The 20,143-nt window shown below is 60.8% G+C and carries 23 protein-coding genes; 16 read left to right on the forward strand and 7 right to left on the reverse strand.

From position 1 onward, the window contains the following. Positions 1 to 163: 163 nt before the first annotated feature. The 3 genes from AC0L3O_RS19390 to AC0L3O_RS19400 form a co-directional block, all read right to left on the reverse strand. The gene (locus AC0L3O_RS19390) at positions 164 to 328 is read right to left on the reverse strand and encodes a DUF3309 family protein (protein ID WP_023799553.1); all 165 of its coding nucleotides are present in this window, start codon (positions 326 to 328) and stop codon (positions 164 to 166) included. Positions 329 to 691: 363 nt separating this feature from the next. Next, the gene (locus tag AC0L3O_RS19395) at positions 692 to 913 is read right to left on the reverse strand and encodes a hypothetical protein (RefSeq protein ID WP_023799552.1); all 222 of its coding nucleotides are present in this window, start codon (positions 911 to 913) and stop codon (positions 692 to 694) included. 8 nt (positions 914 to 921) lie between these two features. Next, entirely contained in the window at positions 922 to 1,104 is a 183-nt protein-coding gene (locus AC0L3O_RS19400; RefSeq protein WP_084646754.1) for a hypothetical protein, read from the reverse strand. Between the two features lie 170 nt (positions 1,105 to 1,274). Here AC0L3O_RS19400 and AC0L3O_RS19405 point away from each other — a divergent pair, with 170 nt between their 5' ends. The 6 genes from AC0L3O_RS19405 (at position 1,275) to AC0L3O_RS19430 (ending at position 4,837) form a co-directional block, all read left to right on the forward strand. Further along, complete coding sequence (locus AC0L3O_RS19405; protein WP_023799551.1) at positions 1,275 to 1,706, forward strand: hypothetical protein; 432 nt, start codon at positions 1,275 to 1,277, stop codon at positions 1,704 to 1,706. Positions 1,707 to 2,043: 337 nt separating this feature from the next. Next, a complete protein-coding gene (locus tag AC0L3O_RS19410; RefSeq protein WP_023799550.1) occupies positions 2,044 to 2,250 on the forward strand; it encodes a hypothetical protein in 207 nt (68 codons plus the stop codon). Positions 2,251 to 2,281: 31 nt separating this feature from the next. Next, complete coding sequence (locus AC0L3O_RS19415; RefSeq protein WP_473616316.1) at positions 2,282 to 2,506, forward strand: hypothetical protein; 225 nt, start codon at positions 2,282 to 2,284, stop codon at positions 2,504 to 2,506. A gap of 40 nt (positions 2,507 to 2,546) precedes the next feature. After that, complete coding sequence (locus AC0L3O_RS19420; RefSeq protein WP_473616318.1) at positions 2,547 to 3,710, forward strand: Do family serine endopeptidase; 1,164 nt, start codon at positions 2,547 to 2,549, stop codon at positions 3,708 to 3,710. Between the two features lie 174 nt (positions 3,711 to 3,884). Next, positions 3,885 to 4,322, forward strand: coding sequence for a DUF2267 domain-containing protein (locus AC0L3O_RS19425; protein ID WP_473616319.1), 438 nt, complete (start codon positions 3,885 to 3,887; stop codon positions 4,320 to 4,322). A 50-nt stretch (positions 4,323 to 4,372) separates the two neighbouring features. Next, a complete protein-coding gene (locus tag AC0L3O_RS19430) occupies positions 4,373 to 4,837 on the forward strand; it encodes a YbhB/YbcL family Raf kinase inhibitor-like protein (protein ID WP_287227103.1) in 465 nt (154 codons plus the stop codon). Between the two features lie 26 nt (positions 4,838 to 4,863). Here AC0L3O_RS19430 and AC0L3O_RS19435 read toward each other — a convergent pair whose 3' ends face one another. Continuing rightward, positions 4,864 to 6,339, reverse strand: coding sequence for an FAD-dependent oxidoreductase (locus AC0L3O_RS19435; protein ID WP_473616320.1), 1,476 nt, complete (start codon positions 6,337 to 6,339; stop codon positions 4,864 to 4,866). A gap of 355 nt (positions 6,340 to 6,694) precedes the next feature. On the opposite strand from AC0L3O_RS19435, the gene AC0L3O_RS19440 reads away from it, so the two are divergent. After that, a complete protein-coding gene (locus AC0L3O_RS19440) occupies positions 6,695 to 7,339 on the forward strand; it encodes a hypothetical protein (protein ID WP_023799543.1) in 645 nt (214 codons plus the stop codon). 144 nt (positions 7,340 to 7,483) lie between these two features. Here the strand turns inward: AC0L3O_RS19440 and AC0L3O_RS19445 are convergent, their stop codons facing one another. After that, positions 7,484 to 8,542 carry a LacI family DNA-binding transcriptional regulator gene (locus AC0L3O_RS19445; RefSeq protein ID WP_128167811.1) on the reverse strand — a complete coding sequence of 353 codons (1,059 nt, stop codon included), beginning with the start codon at positions 8,540 to 8,542 and terminating at the stop codon, positions 7,484 to 7,486. Positions 8,543 to 8,753: 211 nt separating this feature from the next. Between AC0L3O_RS19445 and AC0L3O_RS19450 the strand changes: the two genes are divergently transcribed. The 7 genes from AC0L3O_RS19450 to AC0L3O_RS19480 all read left to right on the forward strand — a co-directional run bounded on the left by AC0L3O_RS19450 (position 8,754) and on the right by AC0L3O_RS19480 (position 16,341). Further along, positions 8,754 to 9,743: an autoinducer 2 ABC transporter substrate-binding protein gene (locus AC0L3O_RS19450; protein ID WP_287341707.1), complete on the forward strand. Its 990-nt coding sequence runs from the start codon at positions 8,754 to 8,756 to the stop codon at positions 9,741 to 9,743. Positions 9,744 to 9,832: 89 nt separating this feature from the next. Continuing rightward, entirely contained in the window at positions 9,833 to 11,347 is a 1,515-nt protein-coding gene (locus AC0L3O_RS19455; protein WP_473616322.1) for a sugar ABC transporter ATP-binding protein, read from the forward strand. Next, positions 11,340 to 12,341, forward strand: a complete 1,002-nt coding sequence (locus AC0L3O_RS19460; RefSeq protein WP_128245285.1) for an ABC transporter permease — start codon at positions 11,340 to 11,342, stop codon at positions 12,339 to 12,341. The genes AC0L3O_RS19455 and AC0L3O_RS19460 overlap by 8 nt, the downstream gene beginning before the upstream one ends. Further along, positions 12,338 to 13,333: an ABC transporter permease gene (locus AC0L3O_RS19465; RefSeq protein WP_473616323.1), complete on the forward strand. Its 996-nt coding sequence runs from the start codon at positions 12,338 to 12,340 to the stop codon at positions 13,331 to 13,333. The genes AC0L3O_RS19460 and AC0L3O_RS19465 overlap by 4 nt, the downstream gene beginning before the upstream one ends. A 5-nt stretch (positions 13,334 to 13,338) precedes the next feature. Then, on the forward strand, positions 13,339 to 14,187 hold the full coding sequence (locus tag AC0L3O_RS19470; protein ID WP_473616325.1) for a sugar phosphate isomerase/epimerase family protein: 849 nt from the start codon (positions 13,339 to 13,341) through the stop codon (positions 14,185 to 14,187). Between the two features lie 4 nt (positions 14,188 to 14,191). Then, entirely contained in the window at positions 14,192 to 15,652 is a 1,461-nt protein-coding gene (locus tag AC0L3O_RS19475; protein ID WP_473616327.1) for an FGGY family carbohydrate kinase, read from the forward strand. Beyond that, positions 15,649 to 16,341: a class II aldolase/adducin family protein gene (locus tag AC0L3O_RS19480; protein ID WP_287050189.1), complete on the forward strand. Its 693-nt coding sequence runs from the start codon at positions 15,649 to 15,651 to the stop codon at positions 16,339 to 16,341. The genes AC0L3O_RS19475 and AC0L3O_RS19480 overlap by 4 nt, the downstream gene beginning before the upstream one ends. Positions 16,342 to 16,415: 74 nt before the next feature. Here AC0L3O_RS19480 and AC0L3O_RS19485 read toward each other — a convergent pair whose 3' ends face one another. Next, positions 16,416 to 16,889, reverse strand: coding sequence for a phosphatidylglycerophosphatase A family protein (locus AC0L3O_RS19485; protein WP_473616328.1), 474 nt, complete (start codon positions 16,887 to 16,889; stop codon positions 16,416 to 16,418). A 325-nt stretch (positions 16,890 to 17,214) separates the two neighbouring features. Here AC0L3O_RS19485 and AC0L3O_RS19490 point away from each other — a divergent pair, with 325 nt between their 5' ends. Next, positions 17,215 to 17,841 (forward strand): CDP-alcohol phosphatidyltransferase family protein, encoded by a 627-nt coding sequence (locus tag AC0L3O_RS19490; RefSeq protein WP_353682297.1) that lies wholly within the window; start codon positions 17,215 to 17,217, stop codon positions 17,839 to 17,841. A gap of 66 nt (positions 17,842 to 17,907) precedes the next feature. Here AC0L3O_RS19490 and AC0L3O_RS19495 read toward each other — a convergent pair whose 3' ends face one another. Beyond that, complete coding sequence (locus AC0L3O_RS19495; RefSeq protein WP_473616329.1) at positions 17,908 to 18,582, reverse strand: protein-L-isoaspartate(D-aspartate) O-methyltransferase; 675 nt, start codon at positions 18,580 to 18,582, stop codon at positions 17,908 to 17,910. Between the two features lie 457 nt (positions 18,583 to 19,039). Here AC0L3O_RS19495 and AC0L3O_RS19500 point away from each other — a divergent pair, with 457 nt between their 5' ends. Continuing rightward, on the forward strand, positions 19,040 to 20,032 hold the full coding sequence (locus tag AC0L3O_RS19500) for a glycosyltransferase family 2 protein (protein WP_287175325.1): 993 nt from the start codon (positions 19,040 to 19,042) through the stop codon (positions 20,030 to 20,032). The last annotated feature ends 111 nt before the right edge of the window (positions 20,033 to 20,143 follow it).

The raw sequence follows: 20,143 nt of genomic DNA on the forward strand, positions 1-20,143 counted from the left end.
CGCCATTCTCGTGGATTTCTGAGCGGCTATAATGCCCTTGAGCGGTTTCGGTTCCGTCCGGACAATCACGTGCGGCCCCCTTTGCCCGCAGTCGCGGCGACATTCCTGGGCAAGGCATCAGGCCCACACAGGATCATCGCCAAATTGTCCGCCTAATCGTGTACTAAATGCGCCCGAGAAGGACCAGGATAATAACGATCAGCAGCACGAGACCGAGGCCACCGCCACCATAATAGCCGGTGCCGTAGAACGGTCCACCACCCAAACCGCTGAACCCGCCAAGCAAGATAAGGATCAAAATGATGATGAGTATGGTTCCGAGGCTCATGGTGGTTCTCCCATTCGTGCGCTGCCGCGCCGTACAAGGGCACGTCCATGCGCCTGTTGATGACGGTATGAACTCCCAGAGGGGGCTTCCTGTTCCACCGGAAGTAGCATCGCTGTCGCTCGTCTAGCGGGAAAAGCCGGTAGGCTGACGAGACAGCCCGCCGGCCGGGAGCCCGCGGGCGACAGGCTTTCTCAGCCTCGGACCGCCTGGAGGAACGGCGATCACAGCAAAAATGCCTGACGCAGTCGGAAGTTGCGGCGGTAGGCCAAAGAAGGCCACAGCCACTGGCGGTGCTCACAGTCGACGGCCGGATGATGCTTGGCACCTCCACGCCGCACGCTTCGCAGGGGACGTGAATACAATTCACCTTCCTTTGTTTGCCGGCCGGGTGCCGCCGCCCTTCTTTTCGGGGTCATGAGTATGGTGGCTGTCGCGTTCGCCTCCGCCGCCTGAGATCTTGCTGCGGCTGCGCAGATCGGAATCGGCTGGCGGCTTTTCTATCACCAGCGGCTCCTTGGCGTTTTCGTGCGATGCGCCAGGACCGCCATGGCGAATACTGGCGCGGGTCTTCTTCGACGTGGACATGAAATCACCTAACGGTCCTGCTGGTGGCCTTGATGGGTCGTATTGACCTTCGTGTTGCCCTGCTGGCCCTGTTTGTCGGGATTTGGGGCGGAATGGCTGTGCTGCGTTTGGTCGACAGGAACCGACTTGTTATCGCCCGGACCCTTTGGGCTCTGGTTCTCTGCCGGAACGGGTGGTGGTTTTGTGCTCATGACCGTCTCCTTTCACTAGCCAAAACAAGCAGGCCCCCGGGAAGGTTCCTGATCCGAACCGGGCGAGGGGCAAACTCCTGACATTGTCAATTCCGGCCTTGTCGGCGCGTCGCAGCGCAATAATCTTCTGTTAGGGCGTGGGCACTTCCACCTGTTGAAAGGAGCCGACCATGAAACACCAAACACTCGACCAACTGCAGACAGTTGCGAAAGTTGAGCCCTCGGCGACATACCCGACCATGACTCGGGCGCAGCGGATCGAGCGTTGGGCAGAGCTTCTCGAACAAAATCCACGGCGTTGCCTCGGAGCCCTTTCAGGCACCGAATATCTCAGTCCGGAAGCTCGTGACGTAGCGCGTGGCGCGGGGTCGCCGATCACCGTTGCCTATGAGGATCCGGTGCTGCGCGCCATGGGTCTGAAAGATGATACCTACGGTGAGGCAAAGCGCTTCTTCGAGCTAAGTGACTGGCAGTTGCACAACATCGTCTGTCACTGTCACGTTGGTGCTACGATGCAAGCGCGATGGGCTGCCGCCAGAGTCCGCCGGACGATTACCGGGAACAGACTTCTGGCCTGGCTGAGGGCAAGGTTTGTGCATTGAGGCCAGCCCAGAACGGTGACGACAAGTCTTGATCGTTCTCGTTAGCGGCTGGCCGGCAAAAGGCTGGTGGCATCGCCGGCGCCGCAGTGTTGATCGAGCCGACGCCTTGCATTCAGGGCGGCCGGACGAAGGCTCATGGCCGGGTCCCTTGTCGGGGGGGCAGGAAGCTCGATTCATGTGAACACGGCCCGCGCCCTGATCCATGCCACCACCGATGCATCGTTGGCGGAATCTCGTCCCTGTGACATGCCCGCAATCGCGTCTGGGAACTTTTCTGGAGGCACATGGTTGGAATGTGCGGCTGAAAGAATCCGGGCCTGTGCCAAGGAGGTTCGCCATGAAGCTTCGCGAGTTGATGGACCAAGTGAAGGATCTGCCCCCGGATACCCTCGTCTGTGCCGCCGAGATTGACGAGGCCTTTGCGGCCAACATTGCCGGCATAGAAACGGTAGAAGGTGCCCGGATCGAAAGCCGGAAACCGGACGGCACCGAAGCTGTCGAACTCGCCAACGGGAACGACAGGGTTGTCGTAATCCGCTGGTGAACCGCTGGCTCATGCCGGAGCGGCCGCATGCTTGATCACTGAACGCTGGAGGCGTCGCAGGCTATTGAATAAAAGACTTTGCGCCGGCCTGATCGCCGGAACTCTGATGCTCTCGGCCGGCGGCTTTGCTCCGCTCGCAGCTCAGGAAATCCCAAACGACTTCACGGCGATCGTGCGCGAGAAAATTCCAGCCGTGGTCGCAATAACGACCAAACAGATCATCCAGGACCAGGCGACGCTGGGCGACTTTTCTTAGTCCTTTCGGCAGTCCCGGCCTCGGACCGGCGCAACCGCAGGTGCGAGAGGCCCTTGGTTCCGGCTTTGTGATCAGCCCCGAGGGGTACATCGTCACCAACAACCATGTCGTTGCCGATGCAAGCGAAATTCATGTCGTATTCTCCGACAAGGAGACGTTGCCTGCGCAGCTCGTCGGCCGCGATCCGGCAACCGACCTCGCGGTGCTGAAGATCGACCCGCGGTCCAATATGACAACGACCGCCTGGGGTGACTCCGATGCAGTACACCCCGGCGCATGGACGATCGCTATCGGCAGTCCGTTCGGGCTCGGTGGCACCGTTACCGTCGGCGTGCTTTCGGCCCGTTCGCGCGACATCAATGCCGGTCCTTACGACGATTTTCTCCAGACCGACGCCTCAATCAATCGCGGCAATTCCGGCGGCCCGCTGTTCAATGCGCGCGGCGAAGTGATCGGGGTCAATACGGCCATCGTATCTCCCACAGGTGGCAGCATAGGGATTGGCTTTGCGGTACCATCCCGCACCGCCCGGAACGTCGTCGACCAGTTGATCCGCCTTGGCCGGATCGAGCGCGGTTTCATCGGGGTGCGTCTCCAGGAGATCACCCCGTCGATTGCCGAGGCGCTTGGAATATCCGGCAGCAAGGGAGCGCTGGTCGCTTCGGTCGAACCCGGCAGTCCGGCAGAGCAGGCAGGCATACAGGCGGGAGACGTGATTACACGCTTTAACGGCAAGGACATCCAGAGCGTCCATGATCTGACGCTCGCGGCTGCGAGCCAAAAGCCGGGAACAAAAACGACGCTGACACGGAACCTCGGAGGCAGCCAACAGGAAATAGCTCTGACCATCGAACAACGCAACGATGAGGAGCAACAGACCAGCGCCGTTCCGAAGTCGGAAACGGCCGACACGCGTCTTGGATTGTCGCTCAGCCCAATCCCGGATGAGGCACGCCAGCAGCTCGGACTCCAGCCGGATACTACAGGCGTGTTCGTCCAGGAAGTGGCTCCAAACAGCCTCGCCGCCGAAAACGGCGTTCAGCCCGGCGATGTGATCGTCTCGGCCAACAACCGGGATGTGACACAGCCGTCGGACATCCAAGAGGAGTGGGCGAAATCCCGCCAGCTGAACAAGCCGATGTTGTTCCGCATCAGCAGGCAAGGGCAATCTCTTTTCGTTGCCGTGGCCACGGCCAAATCTTGACGGGCCAAATCTTGACGGGCCAACTCTTGACGGGAACGCGTTAAGTTTGGCGAACGTAAACTTGGCCGAATAGATCACCCGCCTTCGCGAGAGGCGGCCTTTAGGGACGGGAACAACAGCCGACCAAGGCCGTTTCGTCCAATGAGTCATTCAACCTGTTGAAAGGAGGCTTCGATGAGCGCCACCGGACTCGAAGTATTCGACGAGACGCTGCAGACAACAAACATCTGGCTCGACGAGATCATGACCGAGATTGGACCGGATCGGCAGGTCGCATGGCATGTGCTTGGAGCCGTGCTCCACGCCCTGCGAGACCGCATGCAGCCGGATCTTGCCGCCCACTTGGGCTCGCAGCTGCCGATCCTCGTGCGCGGCGCCTACTACGACCAATATCAGCCCTCCAAGACTCCCGAGAAGTTGCGGTCGCTCGACGAGTTCCTGGCCAAAATCAAGGCGGAGCTGGAATTCACCCGACCGGTCGATTCCAAGGATGCATTCAGGGTCGTATCCCAGGTTCTCGCTCACCATGTGGGAGAGGGGCAGATGATCAAGGTTTGGCAATCCTTGCCAGCAGAAATCAGGCGCGTCGCGGAAGCTCAGCAAGCGGCGTGAAATAGCGCCAGATCTAGCTGGCTGTAGCGCTTGTTCTTGGGGAGATGGAAATGCCACTCACCCTTATCAGCCCGGCGTTCCCGGCGGCCGGGAAAATCCCTGAAAGGTATACCCGCGACGGCGAGAACGTCTCACCACCGCTAAAATGGTCCGGTGTTCCGAACGGTACCAAGAGCCTTGTTCTTGTCGTGCAGGATCCCGACGCGCCGAGCGGGATTTTCGGGCACTGGGCGGTGTTCAATATCCCGCCCGATGCGAGCGAACTGACCGAGGCGCAGGATGGCAAGCCAGGCCCGTCGGCACTCAGGCAAGGCACCAACGATTTCGGCAATGCCTATTACGACGGCCCGCAGCCGCCGGTGGGACATGGCGTCCATCATTATCATTTCCGGCTGGCCGCGCTCGACGTGCCGAGCCTCAGTGTGCCGGGACAGGCGGGCGTGCAGCTCGTCTGGAAGGAAGCCCAGAAGCATGCGCTGGAGCAGACTGAGCTGGTCGGAACCTACGCACGGTAACACCGGGCCGCGCCAGTCGCTGCCTCTTATAGCGCGGCCGGCGCAAGCGGCTTTCGAGCTGGGCCATGGATGACCGAACCGTCGGCGGCGAAAATCGAGCCATGGCAAGGACAATCCCAGGTGTTGTCCGCATTGTTCCAGGTCACCGTGCAGCCCTTGTGGGTGCATGTCGCCGAAACCGGGTGGAGCACCCCTTCAGCGTCTCTCCACGCCGCGATCTTTTCGTCAGCCCTGACGATCACACCGCCCATGCCGGGCACGATGTCGTCAAGGCTTGAGACAATCGATTGGCTGCGGCCATTCCTGTGAAAGTCCTCGGGATAAGGCCGCGCCGGATCATAGAGCTTTTGCCATGGGCTCGGCCGCGCGCAGATCAAATCCGCGATCATCATGCCTGCGGCCGTTCCATTGGTGATGCCCCAGGCGTTGAAACCCGTGGCAATATGAAACCCGGAGGCTTTGTCCGGATCGGGCTCGCCGGCATACGGAACCCTATCGGCCGTATCATAGTCCTCATTACACCAGCGCCACGCAACGTCCCCAACTGGAAGGCTCATTCTTACCCATTGTTCCAGCTCGACAAACCGTTTCGCCACGTCGCCGTCCTGGCCCGTGTCAAACTTGGGGCCGAGCGCGACCAGCAGCGGGCCTTCGGCGTCGCGGCCGGTGCGGATGGAATGCGTCGGATCGTCGATGCCGATGAACATGCCGTCGACAGCACGAGGGTCATCGATCCGAAACGCCATGGCAGTGTGGCAGCGCGGCTGGGTCCGGTTCGCCATGCCGACGGGGCTCTTCACCGTAATGTTGGTGGCGACGACCACATGCTCGGCGTGAACGGTGCCGCTGTCGGTAACGACGCGCCAGCGGCTTGCCTCGCCGATCGAGATCGCGCGGCTGTTTTCGAAAATCCGTCCGCCACGGGCCGTCACTGCTTGAGCCAGGCCAACCAGATACATCGCCGGATTGAACTGCGCCTGGTCGGAAAAACGCAGAGCGGCGGCCGCTTCGAAAGGCAGCGGCGCGCGCTCCAAAACATCGGCGTCCAGCCCAACCTGGCGCGCGGCCTCCGCCTCGGCCACGATCTCCGCGCGCCGGCTTGCATCGCAGGTGTAGGTATAGGCGTCCTTGGCCTCGAGATCGCAGGCGATGGCGTGGTCGCGACCCCATTCCCGGATTTGGATGGCGCCGGCGGAATTCGCATCGGCATAGGTCTGCGCCAGGTCCCGCCCGAACGTGTCGATGAGATGGCGATAGATCAGCGCGTGCTGCGTCGTGATCTTGGCCGTCGAGCGGCCGGTCACCTGGCCGCCTGTCCGCAGGCCTTCGATGACGATCACCGACCGACCGGCCTCGCAAAGGCGAAGCGCCGTCGTGAGCCCGACAATCCCGGCGCCCACGACAACGGCATCGGCATGGATTGAGCCCTCGAGCGGGGGATAGTTCGTAGCGGTGGCTGCAGCCACCCAACAGGTTCCCGGTTTTCCCGAAAGAATGGCCATTTCACCGGCGTCCCATGCGTTCGATGCATCTCCATCGACAACCCGCGCCGGCGCGAAAAAGTTCCGAGATCTACGGTCTTCAATCGTGGTTTCTTTGGAACTTCAGCAGATGATCGGGGCAGTCGAACGCAGCAACGGACGTGAATTAGTATAGGCAGATGCCATTACTGTTAGGCCGGCGGCCGAAGACTGCGCCGTTACGGCCTGTGGCGAAGGTCACCTGCGCGCGCCCGGCAAAGCCTGAAGAATGGTTTGAGCCACCCGCATCCAGTATTTTGGCGATAAAACAATTCGTACCTTGTTTTTCCCCATTGCAATTGCCAACCATGGAAATGGATTGATTCGGAGCTTGTCTATGCGTGGACTGCAAGTGGCCCTGGCTGCGGTGATCTTGGGCATTTCAGTCAGTTCTGGACTCGCCGATGACAATTCTCCCTTTATCTATTTTGCGACCCAGGACCCTTTCGCAGACGGTTTGCCGACCAAGAATGATGTTTATGTCTTTGGTGGCGTCTTTGCGCACGGGGCCTTCGGGGACGCGATCAATGTTTTGGGTGCCGACTACACGGACAACTATATAATCGGAGCTGCATACGGTCGCGATTTCGTCGATATCGGCGCTGGCTTCGTTCTTGGTGGCGTCGCCGGCGCGGCCATAAGATTTGGCGAGGACGATGATACGACTGGCGAACTTTGGGCCGGAGCGCGACTGCGCCACCACGGCCTGGTCATTGGTGATTTGGCGATTGCGCCCGCACTGACTGCTGGATTCAGTGCCGTTACCGGCCCTACCGAGATCGAGCGCGAACGCGAAATCGTCCACGATGGCGATGCATCATTCCTCGGCTTCGTTGGTGCGGAGCTTTCGTTCAGAGTGAGGCAGGCTCCCAACGTCGAACTCGTCTACCAACTCCACCATAGATCCGGCGCCGATGGTACGTTTGGAGATATGACAGAGGGTTCCAATGCGAACGCCCTTGGAATCCGTTATCGCTTCTAACGCTCGGTGCTGTAGACCTTTTTACAGGCGCCTACGCACCCACCCAGTTGGCTCGTGCTGAGGACGGCGACACTCCCGTGAGAGTCGGCACGATGAACCACTGAAAATCTCAAGGCCGTGTCGCCCTATAGCGCCGGGTCACCCTCAGGCTATATCCTTCAGCGTATCCAGCGGCCCTTTCAATGCAGACCTGGGCTGGATCAACTCTGGCGCGATCAGGAAGGTCTGCGGTGCCGTCGGCGGTTCATCGATCAGCTCGAATGCCTTCGTGATCATCGCCTCAACATTTTGCCGCACCATGATCACGGGGAAGGGCAGGAAGGAGCCGAAGGGGTCATAGTCGTAGCAACCGACGACGAGTTCGCTGAACATTTCCGCCGGCCGGCCGGCCATGAAACGCAGCAGACCTTCCATATTGATCGACGAATTGATGAACAGCGCGCGCGGCAGCTTGCCACGGCATTGGTAAAACGCCTCGAAGGCACGCAAAGTTATATCAGGCGAATAGCCGGAGGACTGCACACCATCGTCAGGGTCGGCGCCCAGCAGCGCCTTCTTGGTCGCATGGAAAGCGGCGATGCGTTCGCGGCTGGCGTGGTCGTTGCGGCCGCCAAACAGAAACAGCTCGTCCGGCCGCAGAGGATCGTCGTTGCCGAAGTGGCGGATGATTGCTTCCGTCAGCATCCGCGCGCCCTGATAATTGTCGCTGATCACCGAATGCGCCTTCGCTCCCGGCAGGTCGATGTTGATATGCCTCAGCCCCGCCAGTTCGCAGACCTCGTGCACGCCATCGGGATCGGTGGCGCCGACGATGAAGAGCTGGTCGATTGAATAGGAGATCAGCGTCTCCGCGGTCCGCCGTTCCTCTTCGGGGTCGCGGCTGGCGCTAACCACGACCGGGCATTGGCCGCGGCTGCGCACATGCCCCTCAAACGTCTGCGCCATGGAGGAGAAGTAGCGATTGTCGTGGACGGGCAGCATCAGGCCGACCAGGCCCGATCGCGAGCGTCGCAAGCCTCGCGCTTGCAGATTGGTGGTGTATTGGTGGAGTTCGGCGAGACCGAGAATTGTTTGCGCCGTACTTTCCTTGATGCGGCGCTTGCGCCAAGTGCCGTTCAGGACGGCACTCACGGTCGACGGCGAACTGCCCGACAGCACGGACAGGTCATAGATCGTCGCCTTCTTCTTGACCCGCTGATCCATCTGGCGCCTCCGGCGCGTCTATTTAGAGCAATATCCCGCTTGACGAGAGCTTCTCGATGCACAATAGTTTCTGCACCATCGATTGTGCAAGCGAAAACCGGTGGATGATCGATGGGGAAGTGCCCCGTCTCTTTCGGGGAGGTTTCTAACGGCCGCCGTCGTTCGACGGCTCGAGTGTGTTCCCACTAGGAACGTTATGGGAGGAGTACAGATGAAAAAGCTCTTGATCGCGGCGCTTGCCGTGACCCTTATGATTGGCGGATCATTCGCTGCGATGGCACAGCAGGCCGGCAAGGTCGGCGTCGTCGTCAAGATCGGCGGCATTCCGTGGTTCAACGCAATGGAGGCGGGTATCAAGGAGCGCGGCGAGAAGCTCGGGATCGACGCATTCATGGTCGGCCCGACCAGCGCTGATCCAGCACTGCAAGTTCGCGCCATCGAGGATCTGATCGCGCAGGGCGTCAAGGTCATCGGCGTCGTGCCGAATGACGCGAAAGTGCTTGAACCGGTCCTGCAGAAGGCCAAGGACGCCGGCATCATCGTCATCACACATGAATCGCCTGGCCAGAAGGGCGCCGACTGGGATTTCGAACTCGCGTCCGCCACCGGCTTCGGCGAGGCTCACGCCAAGCTCCTGGCGGAGAAGATGGGCGGCAAGGGTGAGTATGCAGTGTTCGTCGGCTCGTTGACGGTGCCGCTGCACAATGCCTGGGCCGATGCGGCAATCGAGTATCTGAAGAAGAATAATCCCGACATGAAACTCGTCGGCGAACGTTATGGCGTCGCCGAGGATGTAGACAAGAGCCGCAGCACTGCGCTTGACCTGATCTCCGCAAATCCCGGCCTGAAGGGCTTCCTCGCCTTCGGCAGCCAAGGCCCGATCGGCGCTGGCCGCGCAATCGAAGAGCGCCGGAAGGTGGGCGAAATTTTCGTGCTCGGACCATTCTCGCCAGGCCAGGGCCGGAAGCTCATCAAAAGCGACGCGATCTCCGGCGGCTTCATGTGGAATCCGAAGCAGGCGGGCGAGGTTTTCGTCACGCTGGCCGACCATCTCATGAAGGGCAAAGAGATCAAGGACGGCGATACGATCGAAGGGCTAGGGGCAGTCAAGCCCGACTTCGAAAACCGTAACATCATCGTCGATCAGCTGGTCCCCATCAACAAGGACACTGTCGACGATCTCGCGGCGATGGGCTTGTAAAGCCTCCCAAGGCTAATGGCAGTCGGGCCCGGCCTCGAACCGGCCCGGCTGCAGGATTGCAAACGCGATTGGATCCAGGTTTCGACTCGATGGCTGATCAGGCACTCGATGGCGCCGCACCACGGCCGCTGCTGTCGCTCCGCAACGTCAACATGACGTTCGGCGGCGTGAAGGCGCTGAAGAATGTCAGCTTTGAGGTGCTGCCGGGCGAGGTGCATTGTCTTGCCGGCGAGAACGGCTCCGGCAAGAGCACGCTGATCAAGGTCATTACAGGCGTGTACAAGCCCGAGGCGGGCGCCGTGATCGACTATGATGGCCAGAGCTACTCCCATATGTCGCCGGTTACGGCGCAGGCCAGCGGAATTCAGGTCATCTGGCAGGATCTCGCCCTGTTTCCCGAGATGACTGTCGCCGAGAATATCGCGTTCCAGACCGTCATCGGCCGCTGGCCGCGGCTGGTGAACTATACCGAGATGCGCCGTATCGCGATCAACGCCTTGCAACGTCTTGGTGTTACCTTCGATGTCGATCTGGCACTCCACCACTTTCCCATCGCACAGCGGCAGATCGTAGCAATCGCCCGCGCCCTCGTCGGTGAGGCAAAGCTCGTCTTCATGGACGAGCCGACGGCGTCGCTCACCCAATCCGAAACCGACTATCTGCTGGACGTTGTGCGCAATCTGTCGGCGTCGGGTGTCGCCGTTGTGTTCGTCAGTCATCGCCTGGCGGAGGTTCTTGAAATCTCCAGCCGCGTCACCGTGCTGCGCGACGGCGCCCTGGTTGCCGTCTATCCAACCAAAGGCCTGACCCAGTCGCGCATCACCGAGTTGATGACGGGCAAGACCTTCGACTATTCCGTCCTGCATCGGGATTTGAGCAGGAGCCCAGTCATGCTTGAGGTCAAGGGACTGTCGCGGCCCGGCGAATTCGACGACGTGTCCTTGACAGTCCGGCGCGGCGAGACGCTCGGCATCACCGGGTTGCTCGGGGCAGGGCGCACCGAATTGGCGCTGACATTGTTTGGCATGCGCAAGCCGAAATCGGGCTCTGTCGTCCTGGATGGCAAACCCGTCCGCTTCGGTTCCAACCGTGACGCGATCGCCGCCGGCGTCGCCTATCTTTCGGAAGACCGGCTGTCGCTCGGTCTCATTCAGCCCCAGGCAATCGCCGACAACATGGTCATCGCCTCGCTGGACAAGATCCTTTCAGGCGGTTTCATTTCGAGCGATCGCAAGCGATCTCTGGTCAATCGCTGGATAAGGGATCTCGGGGTCAGGATCGGAAAGCAGGACGACGCGATCTCGACCCTGTCAGGGGGAAATCAGCAACGTGTCGCCATTGCAAAATGGCTGGCGACCGACCCGAAGCTGCTTATCCTCGACGCACCGACGGTCGGCGTCGATGTCGGCGCGCGCGCCGGCATTTTCGACATCGTTTCCAAGCTGGCGGACAGCGGCCTGGCCATTATCCTGATCTCGGACGAGGTGCCTGAAGTCTATTTCAACGCGGACCGTGTGCTGCACATGGCTCAGGGGCGCATTGTCGGCGAATTTACGCCGGGCGCTACGACCCTCCAGGCGATCGAGGGGGCGGTCTATGCGTAGGTTTGCCCGCTCCCACGCAACGGAACTGGCTTTGCTCGCCGTTATCGCAGTCATCTGCGTCTTCCTTTCGTTCGCGACAGACCGTTTCTTCACCCTCGGCAACGCGTTTGACCTTCTGAACACCAGCTCGGTCAACATCATCTTCGCCGTCGGCCTGCTGGTCGTGCTGATCGCCGGCGGCATTGACATTTCCTTCGCGGTTGCTGCCTCCGTTGTGCAATATCTGACCGCGACCGTCCTCGGCTGGATCGGCGGCGGGAATTGGATTGTCGGCTTCATCATCGCTGGCGCATTGGGCGTCGCGTTGGGCTGCATCAACGCCTTCCTGATCCACGGGTTCAGGATCATCTCGATCGTCGCCACGATTTCGACTTTCAACATTTTCTTCGGCTTGCTGATGTTTTTCACAGGCGGCGTGTCGATCTACAACCTGCCGGACTGGCTCACCACCCGCGTCGTGCTGTTCGAGCGAGAGATGGCTGACGGGACCTGGGCGGAGATCACCCTGCCTGTGCTCATTATGGCCATATGCGTGTTCGCTACCTGGGCGTTGATCACGCGCACCACCACTGGCCGCCAACTCTACGCATTTGGCGACAACCCGGAGGGCGCGCGCCGCTTCGGCATCAATATCGGTGCCATGCAATTTATCGCCTTCGGCTGGCTTGGCCTGATGGCGGGTATCGCCGGTCTCGTCCAGGCGCACTACGCGCAGGAGGTTGTGCCGAATGCCCTTTATGGGCGCGAACTCGACGTCCTGGCAGCGGTGGTCCTTGGCGGTGCGCGGCTCGGCGGCGGCAAGGGCAGCGTGCTCGGCTGCATTCTGGGCGTTCTGTTGGTCTCGATTACCCAGAACGGACTTAATTTGATGGGCGTGTCGCCTTTCGCGTTCAAGATGATCGTCGGCGCCATCATTCTTGCCGCAATCACGCTTTCGAATACCAGCATCGAACGCCTGCTGCCGTTCCTGAAAAGCCGACGGGTGCCTTCATGACGGTTTTGATTGAACGCGTCCGCAACGCGCTCGGCCCCGAACTTGCAGGTCCGTTTGCCGCGTTCGTAGCTGTCATGATCGTGTTCGGTTTTGCCGCGCCGAACTTTCTTTCCCGCGCTACCTTTGGATCCGTTGCCTTCCAGCTGCCGGAACTCGGCCTCCTCACACTCGCCATGCTGCTGCCGATCCTGACCGGCGGCCTGAACCTGGCCATCACCTTCACGGCCAACATGGCCGGCTTGACGCTGGCTTGGGTACTGCAAAGCCAGGGAGGCGTCGAAGCGGGCGTCGGCGCCTTTGTGCTTGGCTCGGTCCTTGCCTTCGCGGTCGGCGCACTGAGCGGGCTGATCATGGGGCTCGTCATCGCCTACACCAAGGCTCACCCGATCCTGGTCTCGCTGTCGATGATGATCTTCCTGCGCGGTCTCGGCGAATTCCTGACGCGCGGCGGCGACGTGTCCGGCATTCCCGGCTTCCTGGCGCCGATCGGCTACGGTTCGATTTTTGGCATCCCGGTGCCGTTGCTCATCTTCATCGCTTGCGTGCTGATGTGGCACGTCTTGCTGACGCGCATGAAGCTAGGCTTCAACACCTACATGATAGGCTCCAATATCGAGGCCACACGCTATTCCGGTATCAATACGCGCAAGGTGCAGGTTCTCGTCTACACATTGTCCGGCGCGATGTGCGCGGTCGCCGGCATCATCATGCTGGCGCGCTTCAATTCGGTGCGTGTCGGCCACGGCGAGTCTTACCTGCTGATCACCGTGCTTGCCTGCTTCCTTGGCGGGGTCAATCCGTTCGGCGGCTTCGGTCGGGTGATCCCGGTCTTCGTTGCGCTCGTCGTGCTCCAGCTTCTGTCCTCGGGACTCAATCTGATGGGCGCAAGCCAGCATCTTGCGACGGCAGTCTGGGGCATCCTGATGATCACGGTGATGATCCTGCGCTGGCTTGCCGGGCGCCTCAAATTCCTGAACACAAACAGAGGGTGAGTTAGATGCATGGTTTTGGGATCCACACCTCGATGTGGACGATGAACTGGGACCGGGCCGGCGCAGAGAAGGCGATCGCGGCTTCCGTCAAATACGGGATGGACTTTATCGAGATCGCGCTTCTGAACGCGCCGGCGGTCGATGCCGCACACACACGTGCCTTGCTCGAAAAGCACAATCTTCCTGCCGTTTGCTCACTTGGCCTGCCGGAGCGCGCCTGGGCCTCGGTGCGGCCGGATGCCGCCATCGAACATCTCGAAGTGGCGATCGACAAGACTGCTGAAATGGGCGCGCTGGCGCTTTCCGGCGTGATTTTTGGCGGTATCGGCGAACGCACCGGCCTGCCACCGACCGAAAAGGAATACGACAATATCGCCCACGTGCTGACCGTCGCCGCCAAGCACGCCAGGAAGCGCGGCATCGAGCTCGGAATCGAGGCGGTGAACCGCTACGAGAACCATTTGATCAACACCGGCGCGCAGGCCGTCTGGATGGTCGAGAAAGTCGGGGCCGACAACATTTTTGTTCATCTCGACACCTACCACATGAACATCGAGGAGAAAGGGGCCGCCAACGGCATTCTGGCTGCCCGCGACCACCTGAAGTACATCCACTTGTCTGAAAGTGATCGCGGCACACCAGGCACCGGCAACTGCCCCTGGGACGAGATTTACGCGACGCTGGCGGCGATCGGCTTCAAGGGCGGACTGGCCATGGAAAGCTTCATCAACATGCCGCCGGAAGTCTCCTACGGCCTCTCGGTCTGGCGGCCGGTTGCCAAGGACGAGGCCGAAGTGATGGGCAATGGCTTGCCGTTCCTGCGCAACAAGGCTCGCCAATACGGTCTGATCTGAGACGATGGGTGACGGGCAGAAGGCGGACGGCGCAAGGATCGCCGTCTTCGATGTCGGCAAGACCAACATAAAGCTCTCCGCAATGACGCTCGACGGCGTGCTCGTGGAGAGCCTCTCTGTCCGCAACGAAGTGCGGCCCGGTCCACCTTGGCGGCGGCACGATCTCAACGGCATTACCGACTGGCTGTTCGGCTCGCTCGCCACTTTGTGCCGACACCATCCGCTGGAAAAGCTGGTCGGCACCGGACATGGCTCCGCAGGGGTCTTGGTGAACGCAGATCCCGACGAGACTTGTGCCCTGCCGATGATTGACTACGAGCAGGATCTGCCGCCTGCAATTCGCGATGGCTACGCGCCGCTTTCGGGCGATTTCTTCGATCGCGGCAGCGCGATCATGCTGAAGGCTGCCCACCAGGCGCGTCAGCTGTACTGGATGCAGCAGGTTGATCCGGAGCGCGTCGCTCAGGCTCGTTGGTATCTGGGCTTGCCTCAATATTGGGCTTGGCGGCTGTCAGGCGTGCCATCGGCCGAAACGACGATCCTCTCGGCGCAATCCCATCTGTGGAACAATGTGCGCAAGCAGTGGTCGCCCATTGTGGCGGGGCAGGGATGGCAGCGCCTCATGCCACGATTCCATCCGGCCTGGGAGAGGCTGGGGCCAATCCGGCACGATCTGGCGCGCCGGCGCGGCATACCGGAAAAGCTGTCTGTCCTGACAGGCGGCCACGACAGCAGCCTGAACCTCTACCGCTACCAGGCGGCAGGCATGCGCGACGCCTGCGTGATCTCTACCGGAACCTGGATTGTCGGAATGTGCGCGGCGACACCTCTCGACCAACTCGATGAAAATCGCGGAATGGTGCTGAACAGCGACGTGACAGGACGCCCGGTCGGCGGCGTTTTGACCATGGGCGGACGTGAGTTCAGTCATGTAGCAGGGCAGGGGCAAGAAGGAACTGCGGCCGACGCTGCGCTGGTCAGCTTGCTGATTGAGCGCGGCACTTTCGCATTGCCGTCGTTCGGCGACGATGACGGCCTGTTTCCAGGCAGCGCTGGGCTCGGCCGGTTTGAAGGGCCGCCTGCAGAACCCCCTGCAGAGCGCAAGGCGCTCGCGGTGCTCTACGCCGCGCTGCTGACGGTAGAATGTATCGATGCGCTGAACGAAACCGGGCTGGTTGCATTGGATGGCACCTTCCTGCGAGACCCGCTCTACGCCACGCTGGTTGCGGCGCTGCGGCCAAACGCCGAAACGGTCTACAACCTCGACTCCTATGGCACCGCCTCGGGTGCGGCGCTACTTGGCGAACACGAAACGCGTGACACGCCGGCTCCGATCGCGCTCAGCCTGCCGACTGCCTTTGCCGGCGATCGTGAGACGCTCGCAGCCTATGCACAGCGGTGGCGCGACCTGGCGAAGCGAAACAACCTGCAACGGGCCAAGACCAGCAAAAGGAACGATCGATGACTGATGACAGCGCTCTGCGCCGCGAGATGGTGGATGCTTGCCGCCGGATGAACTCAAGCGGCATCAACCAGGGCAATGCCGGCAATTTGTCGGTGCGCTCTAGCGACGGTTTCCTGATCACGCCCTCGTCGCTGCCCTACGAAACGATGACGCCCGAAGACATCGTCGAGATGGGCTTTGACGGCACCTATGTCGGCCGACGGCCCTCCTCGGAGTGGCGCTTCCACCGTGACATTTTGAGGGAGCGGCAGGAGATCGACGTCGTGCTGCATTGCCACTCGCTCTACGCCACGACGCTGGCCTGCCATCACAAGACGATCCCGAGCTTCCACTATATGACGGGAGTGGCGGGCGGCACCACCATCCGCTGCGCGGAATACGCAACCTTTGGCACGCAGGCCTTGTCCGACAATGCCTTGGTTGCACTCAAGGATCGCCTCGCCTGCCTGCTCGGCCAGCACGGCCAGATTTCGCTTGGCAAGACCATGGAAGCGGCGTTGTGGCTGGCGAACGAGGTCGAAACCCTGTCGCGCATGTATGTCCAGGCGCTTAGCCTTGGCGAGCCGCCGGTCCTTTCCGACGAGGAGATGGCGCGGGTGATCGAGCAGATGAGGAAGATGAGCTATGGCCAAGCGCCGGACCCGGAGGGAACGAACGACCTGGCGCGGCCACGCGACGCTGCGGTCTAGCGCTGCTCCGGCAGATTTTAGTGAAGGAGGTCTTTCTTCGCGCTGGGTGGCAGGTGAAGACTGAGTTGTCCTCCTTACGGCAAACGGTGAATCAAATCGTTCAGCAAAAGCAGCGACGCACCGGCGAAGACAGCCGCAGCCGCGTCGTCCAGCATGATGCCGAGTCCACCCCTTACCTTCTCATGCACGATGCCGATGGGCCAAGGCTTGGCGACGTCGAAAAACCGGAAAACAAGGAAACCTGCTGCCCACCAGACCGGGTCTAGCGGCAGCATGGAAAGTGTTGCGGCGGTGCCGAAGGTCTCGTCAATGACGACGATCTGCGGATCCTCCGTCCTGGTATGGGAGACGACATGCGACGACGCCCATACTCCCACGGCGAATAAGCCCATATAGACTAGCACGATCAGCCAAGGCGATGCAGGTATCAGGACCGCGGCAACAGCCACTCCGACGCCTGCGCCGGCGGTGCCTGGCCATACCGGAGATAATCCCGCGCCGGCAGAGGTCGCGAGCAGGTAAGCAAACCTGGGCAGAAATCTACGCATGGCGTTTCGGACGGCTTCCCGGTGAATTGCGAATATGCGTTGTATCAGTCTTTCCGGTTACTGCCGCTAATGCATGTCGCGCAAAAGCAGGCCTGACCCGAGGGTGCGCATCGGTTTTGCGACAACGACGTGCGTAAAAACAAGAACTTGAAGCGCCTCGCATGAATCCATTCAGCCGCGACGCTTAGATCGCCAGTCGATTTGCGACAGCGGACACAGACGGACATTGCGCTGACCACCTCGATCGGCGCCGACCGGCTGGAACGAACCCTCAATTTGCCGGTTAAACGTCGCGGGGCGACATCATCGGAGGAGCCAAGTCATCATGATCGCCGGTCTCATGAAACGCCGTATCGACCCGCTATGGGAGCACGCCGCCTCTCCGCTGATCGGGATCGGCATGACCCCGAACCAGGTTACGTCAGGCGGGCTGGTGCTCGTCGCCCTGTCGTGCGCCGCCTATCTGTACCACCAGTCAAGCCTTGCCTTTGGCCTTTGCCTGGCGTTTGCGTTCACCTTCGACGCGCTCGACGGGGCGGTTGCTCGCCGCAGACATATGAGCACCAAGGCGGGTGGCTATTTCGACGCCATGGCCGACCGTTATCAGGAATTCGCCGTGTTTGCGGCAATAGGCTGGGTCGCCGATATGTGGGCAATCGCCATGATCGCGTTCGCCGGCGGACTCCTCACCAGCTACGCCAAGGCGCGGACTGCGATCGAAATCCCCATAGAAAACCAGGCATGGCCGGATTTCTTCGAACGGATGGAACGCCTGGTGTTCATTTGCGTGCTGTTGGTCGCCGACGGATTGGCGACCGCCATGGGCGCCGCTTCGCCCTGGATTCTGGCGGGCGGGTTCGCGCTGTACGCACTCGTGGCCAACGCGACAGCGCTGCAACGGATCAATCGCGCATTTGCGATGCTCAAACGAGCCGACGCGAAGCAGCCGTGAGACGGCGAAATCCCATAAGGATGAGGCGCCTGGCGCTCCCTGCGTGCCTGTTGTCCGCACCCCTCGTTAGACCGTTTCGAGCCGGCTGAACCGAACCGGGATGATTTTGCGGGTCTTCAGTTGTCCTGCCGAATCCTTGTCGATGACCGTCAGCAACTGCCCTTGTTCAGGGCCTACAGGCATAACCAGGCGGCCCCCCGGCTTGAGCTGCTCGAGCAAAGCCGGCGGCGCCCGCCCCGCCGCGACGCTGACCAGGATCTTGTCGAATGGAGCGTGCTCGGGCCAGCCGCGAGAGCCGTCCCCGACACGAATGCTGACATTGGATAGACCGAGGTCCTGCAGCAGAGCCTCGGCATGGCTTGCGAATTCCTCGATGATTTCGACGCTCCAAACCTGCCCGGCGAGTTCCGCGAGGATTGCGGTCTGGTAGCCCAGGCCGGTGCCGATCTCGAGCACCGCCTCGTGCGGTTGGAGAGCAAGGAGATCGGTCATGAGTGCGACGATGAACGGCTGCGAGACGGTTTTGTCGAAGCCGATCGGCAATGGCATGTCCTGGTAGGCATAAGGCGCGACCGAGCTTGGCACGAACAGATGGCGCGGCACCCGCTGCATCGATGCCATCACCCGTTCATCGAGCGCCGCCTTGCCGAGCTCTTCGCGTGCAAGGTCGGTATGGATTGCAATCATCTCGACCATGTGCCGGCGCAGCACTGCAAGATGCTCTTCGTTCATTGGCTTCATGACCGTCGGGCTTTCTTCAACCAGGCTTGCTGCCAGATACGCTTATATCCTGTTCGTCACAGCAACGCCCGTCATCGTTTCCAGTTGCGGGTGGCCCACGGCGACCGGAGGTAATTTTGGCGTTGCGTCTGGTCGATATCGGCGGCGGCCCTGGAGATCCGATGCCATGCCGCTATATCGGTATGTCCTGGATCGCGGTGATTGAAGGATGAACGGCTGGATCGCGTGCATGCGTGGGCAGCCGGCGATCTCGACGGGAGCGGTTCCTAAATATCCAGCTAAAGTCCGGAAGCCGCTACTTTATCGCTTCCAGGAGTGCTGAGTGGAACTCGCCGGGGCCTCTGCCTTGCCGCTCGGCCGCCGTGGTTGAATCCTCATCAGCTAAAGTAGTGAAATCTGATGGAACTACCGGCCCTGATGTGCCATTTTACCACGTCGTGAGAGAAGACGAAGGCAAATGAGCCAGCACAATGCCACTGTGATAGGCGTCGTGGTGCCCATGTTCAATGCCGAGAGAACCATTCTCCCGACGCTGACCAGCATCTGCCAGCAGAGCCACCAGGCGCTGGACATTATCGTAGTGGATGATGGGTCGACGGACCGGTCCGCGTCAATCGTGGCCGCCTATGCCGAGCAAGATCGGCGTATACGCCTTTTCAGGCAGCCGAACGCGGGTGTTGCGCACGCACGCAACAGCGGCGCCGCTGCCACCGATGCGGAGTTTTTAGCGTTCGTGGACGCGGATGATCTTTGGGCTCCATCCAAAATCACACTGCAACTGCGCGTCCTGCAGGAAGGAGGCTCGTCAGCTGGTCTGGCATATTGCTGGTTTGCGGAGATCGACGAGGACGGTCGGATATTTTCATTCAAACAGCCCGATGCCGATGGTCGCGTGCTGCAACGCATGTGCAGAAACAACTTTGTCGGTAACGGAAGTTCGATGCTTGTACGTCGCTCCGCATTCGAGCGGGCGGGACAGTTTGATCCTTCCCTGAGGGCGAGGAACGCACAAGGCTGCGAAGATCTTCTAATGTGCCTCAGAATAGCGGAGAATTACGAGTTTCGTGTCGTGCCCCAACATCTTGTGGGTTACCGGAGGACGATTGGCAACATGTCGAGCGATGTCATGCAGATGTTTCGTTCGTATGAAATTGTCCTAGCCGAGTTTCGCGAGAAATATCCGCAATTTGGGAGCGATCTCAATGCCCATCTGCTTGACACGATCAATGGGCTTGCCGTGAGGGCTTTGATTCAAGGGCGGCCTTCCGCAGCCTGGTACCTGTCGAAGAAGCTCTTTGTCCTGGAGCCGCGCACGGTCGTTTCACGTCTGCCTCACACGGTCGACGTCTACTGCCGGGGGCTGGTTCCTCGCTGGATCAAGGTTCGAGTGAACCGGATGCGAAACGCCGAGTCTCGGCCTCTTTATGAAAAGATTTATCTGGAGAGGTGAGCGCGTCCCTGTTCGGACGTACCGAGCCGGAGCTGTTGAAGCTAGATGCTTGATGCCGGGCTTTGGCGGCGCACGCGGCAATCACGTCACTGCCCGGAACCTGAGCGGCCA

The organism is Mesorhizobium sp. WSM4810, from assembly GCF_055811235.1.

Coding starts and splice junctions, on each gene's coding strand:
- AC0L3O_RS19390 (WP_023799553.1), bottom strand. CDS start 328: ATGAGCCTCGGAACCATACTCATCATCATTTTGATCCTTATCTTGCTT.
- AC0L3O_RS19395 (WP_023799552.1), bottom strand. CDS start 913: ATGTCCACGTCGAAGAAGACCCGCGCCAGTATTCGCCATGGCGGTCCT.
- AC0L3O_RS19400 (WP_084646754.1), bottom strand. CDS start 1,104: ATGAGCACAAAACCACCACCCGTTCCGGCAGAGAACCAGAGCCCAAAG.
- AC0L3O_RS19405 (WP_023799551.1), top strand. CDS start 1,275: ATGAAACACCAAACACTCGACCAACTGCAGACAGTTGCGAAAGTTGAG.
- AC0L3O_RS19410 (WP_023799550.1), top strand. CDS start 2,044: ATGAAGCTTCGCGAGTTGATGGACCAAGTGAAGGATCTGCCCCCGGAT.
- AC0L3O_RS19425 (WP_473616319.1), top strand. CDS start 3,885: ATGAGCGCCACCGGACTCGAAGTATTCGACGAGACGCTGCAGACAACA.
- AC0L3O_RS19430 (WP_287227103.1), top strand. CDS start 4,373: ATGCCACTCACCCTTATCAGCCCGGCGTTCCCGGCGGCCGGGAAAATC.
- AC0L3O_RS19435 (WP_473616320.1), bottom strand. CDS start 6,339: ATGGCCATTCTTTCGGGAAAACCGGGAACCTGTTGGGTGGCTGCAGCC.
- AC0L3O_RS19440 (WP_023799543.1), top strand. CDS start 6,695: ATGCGTGGACTGCAAGTGGCCCTGGCTGCGGTGATCTTGGGCATTTCA.
- AC0L3O_RS19445 (WP_128167811.1), bottom strand. CDS start 8,542: ATGGATCAGCGGGTCAAGAAGAAGGCGACGATCTATGACCTGTCCGTG.
- AC0L3O_RS19450 (WP_287341707.1), top strand. CDS start 8,754: ATGAAAAAGCTCTTGATCGCGGCGCTTGCCGTGACCCTTATGATTGGC.
- AC0L3O_RS19455 (WP_473616322.1), top strand. CDS start 9,833: ATGGCTGATCAGGCACTCGATGGCGCCGCACCACGGCCGCTGCTGTCG.
- AC0L3O_RS19460 (WP_128245285.1), top strand. CDS start 11,340: ATGCGTAGGTTTGCCCGCTCCCACGCAACGGAACTGGCTTTGCTCGCC.
- AC0L3O_RS19465 (WP_473616323.1), top strand. CDS start 12,338: ATGACGGTTTTGATTGAACGCGTCCGCAACGCGCTCGGCCCCGAACTT.
- AC0L3O_RS19470 (WP_473616325.1), top strand. CDS start 13,339: ATGCATGGTTTTGGGATCCACACCTCGATGTGGACGATGAACTGGGAC.
- AC0L3O_RS19475 (WP_473616327.1), top strand. CDS start 14,192: ATGGGTGACGGGCAGAAGGCGGACGGCGCAAGGATCGCCGTCTTCGAT.
- AC0L3O_RS19480 (WP_287050189.1), top strand. CDS start 15,649: ATGACTGATGACAGCGCTCTGCGCCGCGAGATGGTGGATGCTTGCCGC.
- AC0L3O_RS19485 (WP_473616328.1), bottom strand. CDS start 16,889: ATGCGTAGATTTCTGCCCAGGTTTGCTTACCTGCTCGCGACCTCTGCC.
- AC0L3O_RS19490 (WP_353682297.1), top strand. CDS start 17,215: ATGATCGCCGGTCTCATGAAACGCCGTATCGACCCGCTATGGGAGCAC.
- AC0L3O_RS19495 (WP_473616329.1), bottom strand. CDS start 18,582: ATGAAGCCAATGAACGAAGAGCATCTTGCAGTGCTGCGCCGGCACATG.
- AC0L3O_RS19500 (WP_287175325.1), top strand. CDS start 19,040: ATGAGCCAGCACAATGCCACTGTGATAGGCGTCGTGGTGCCCATGTTC.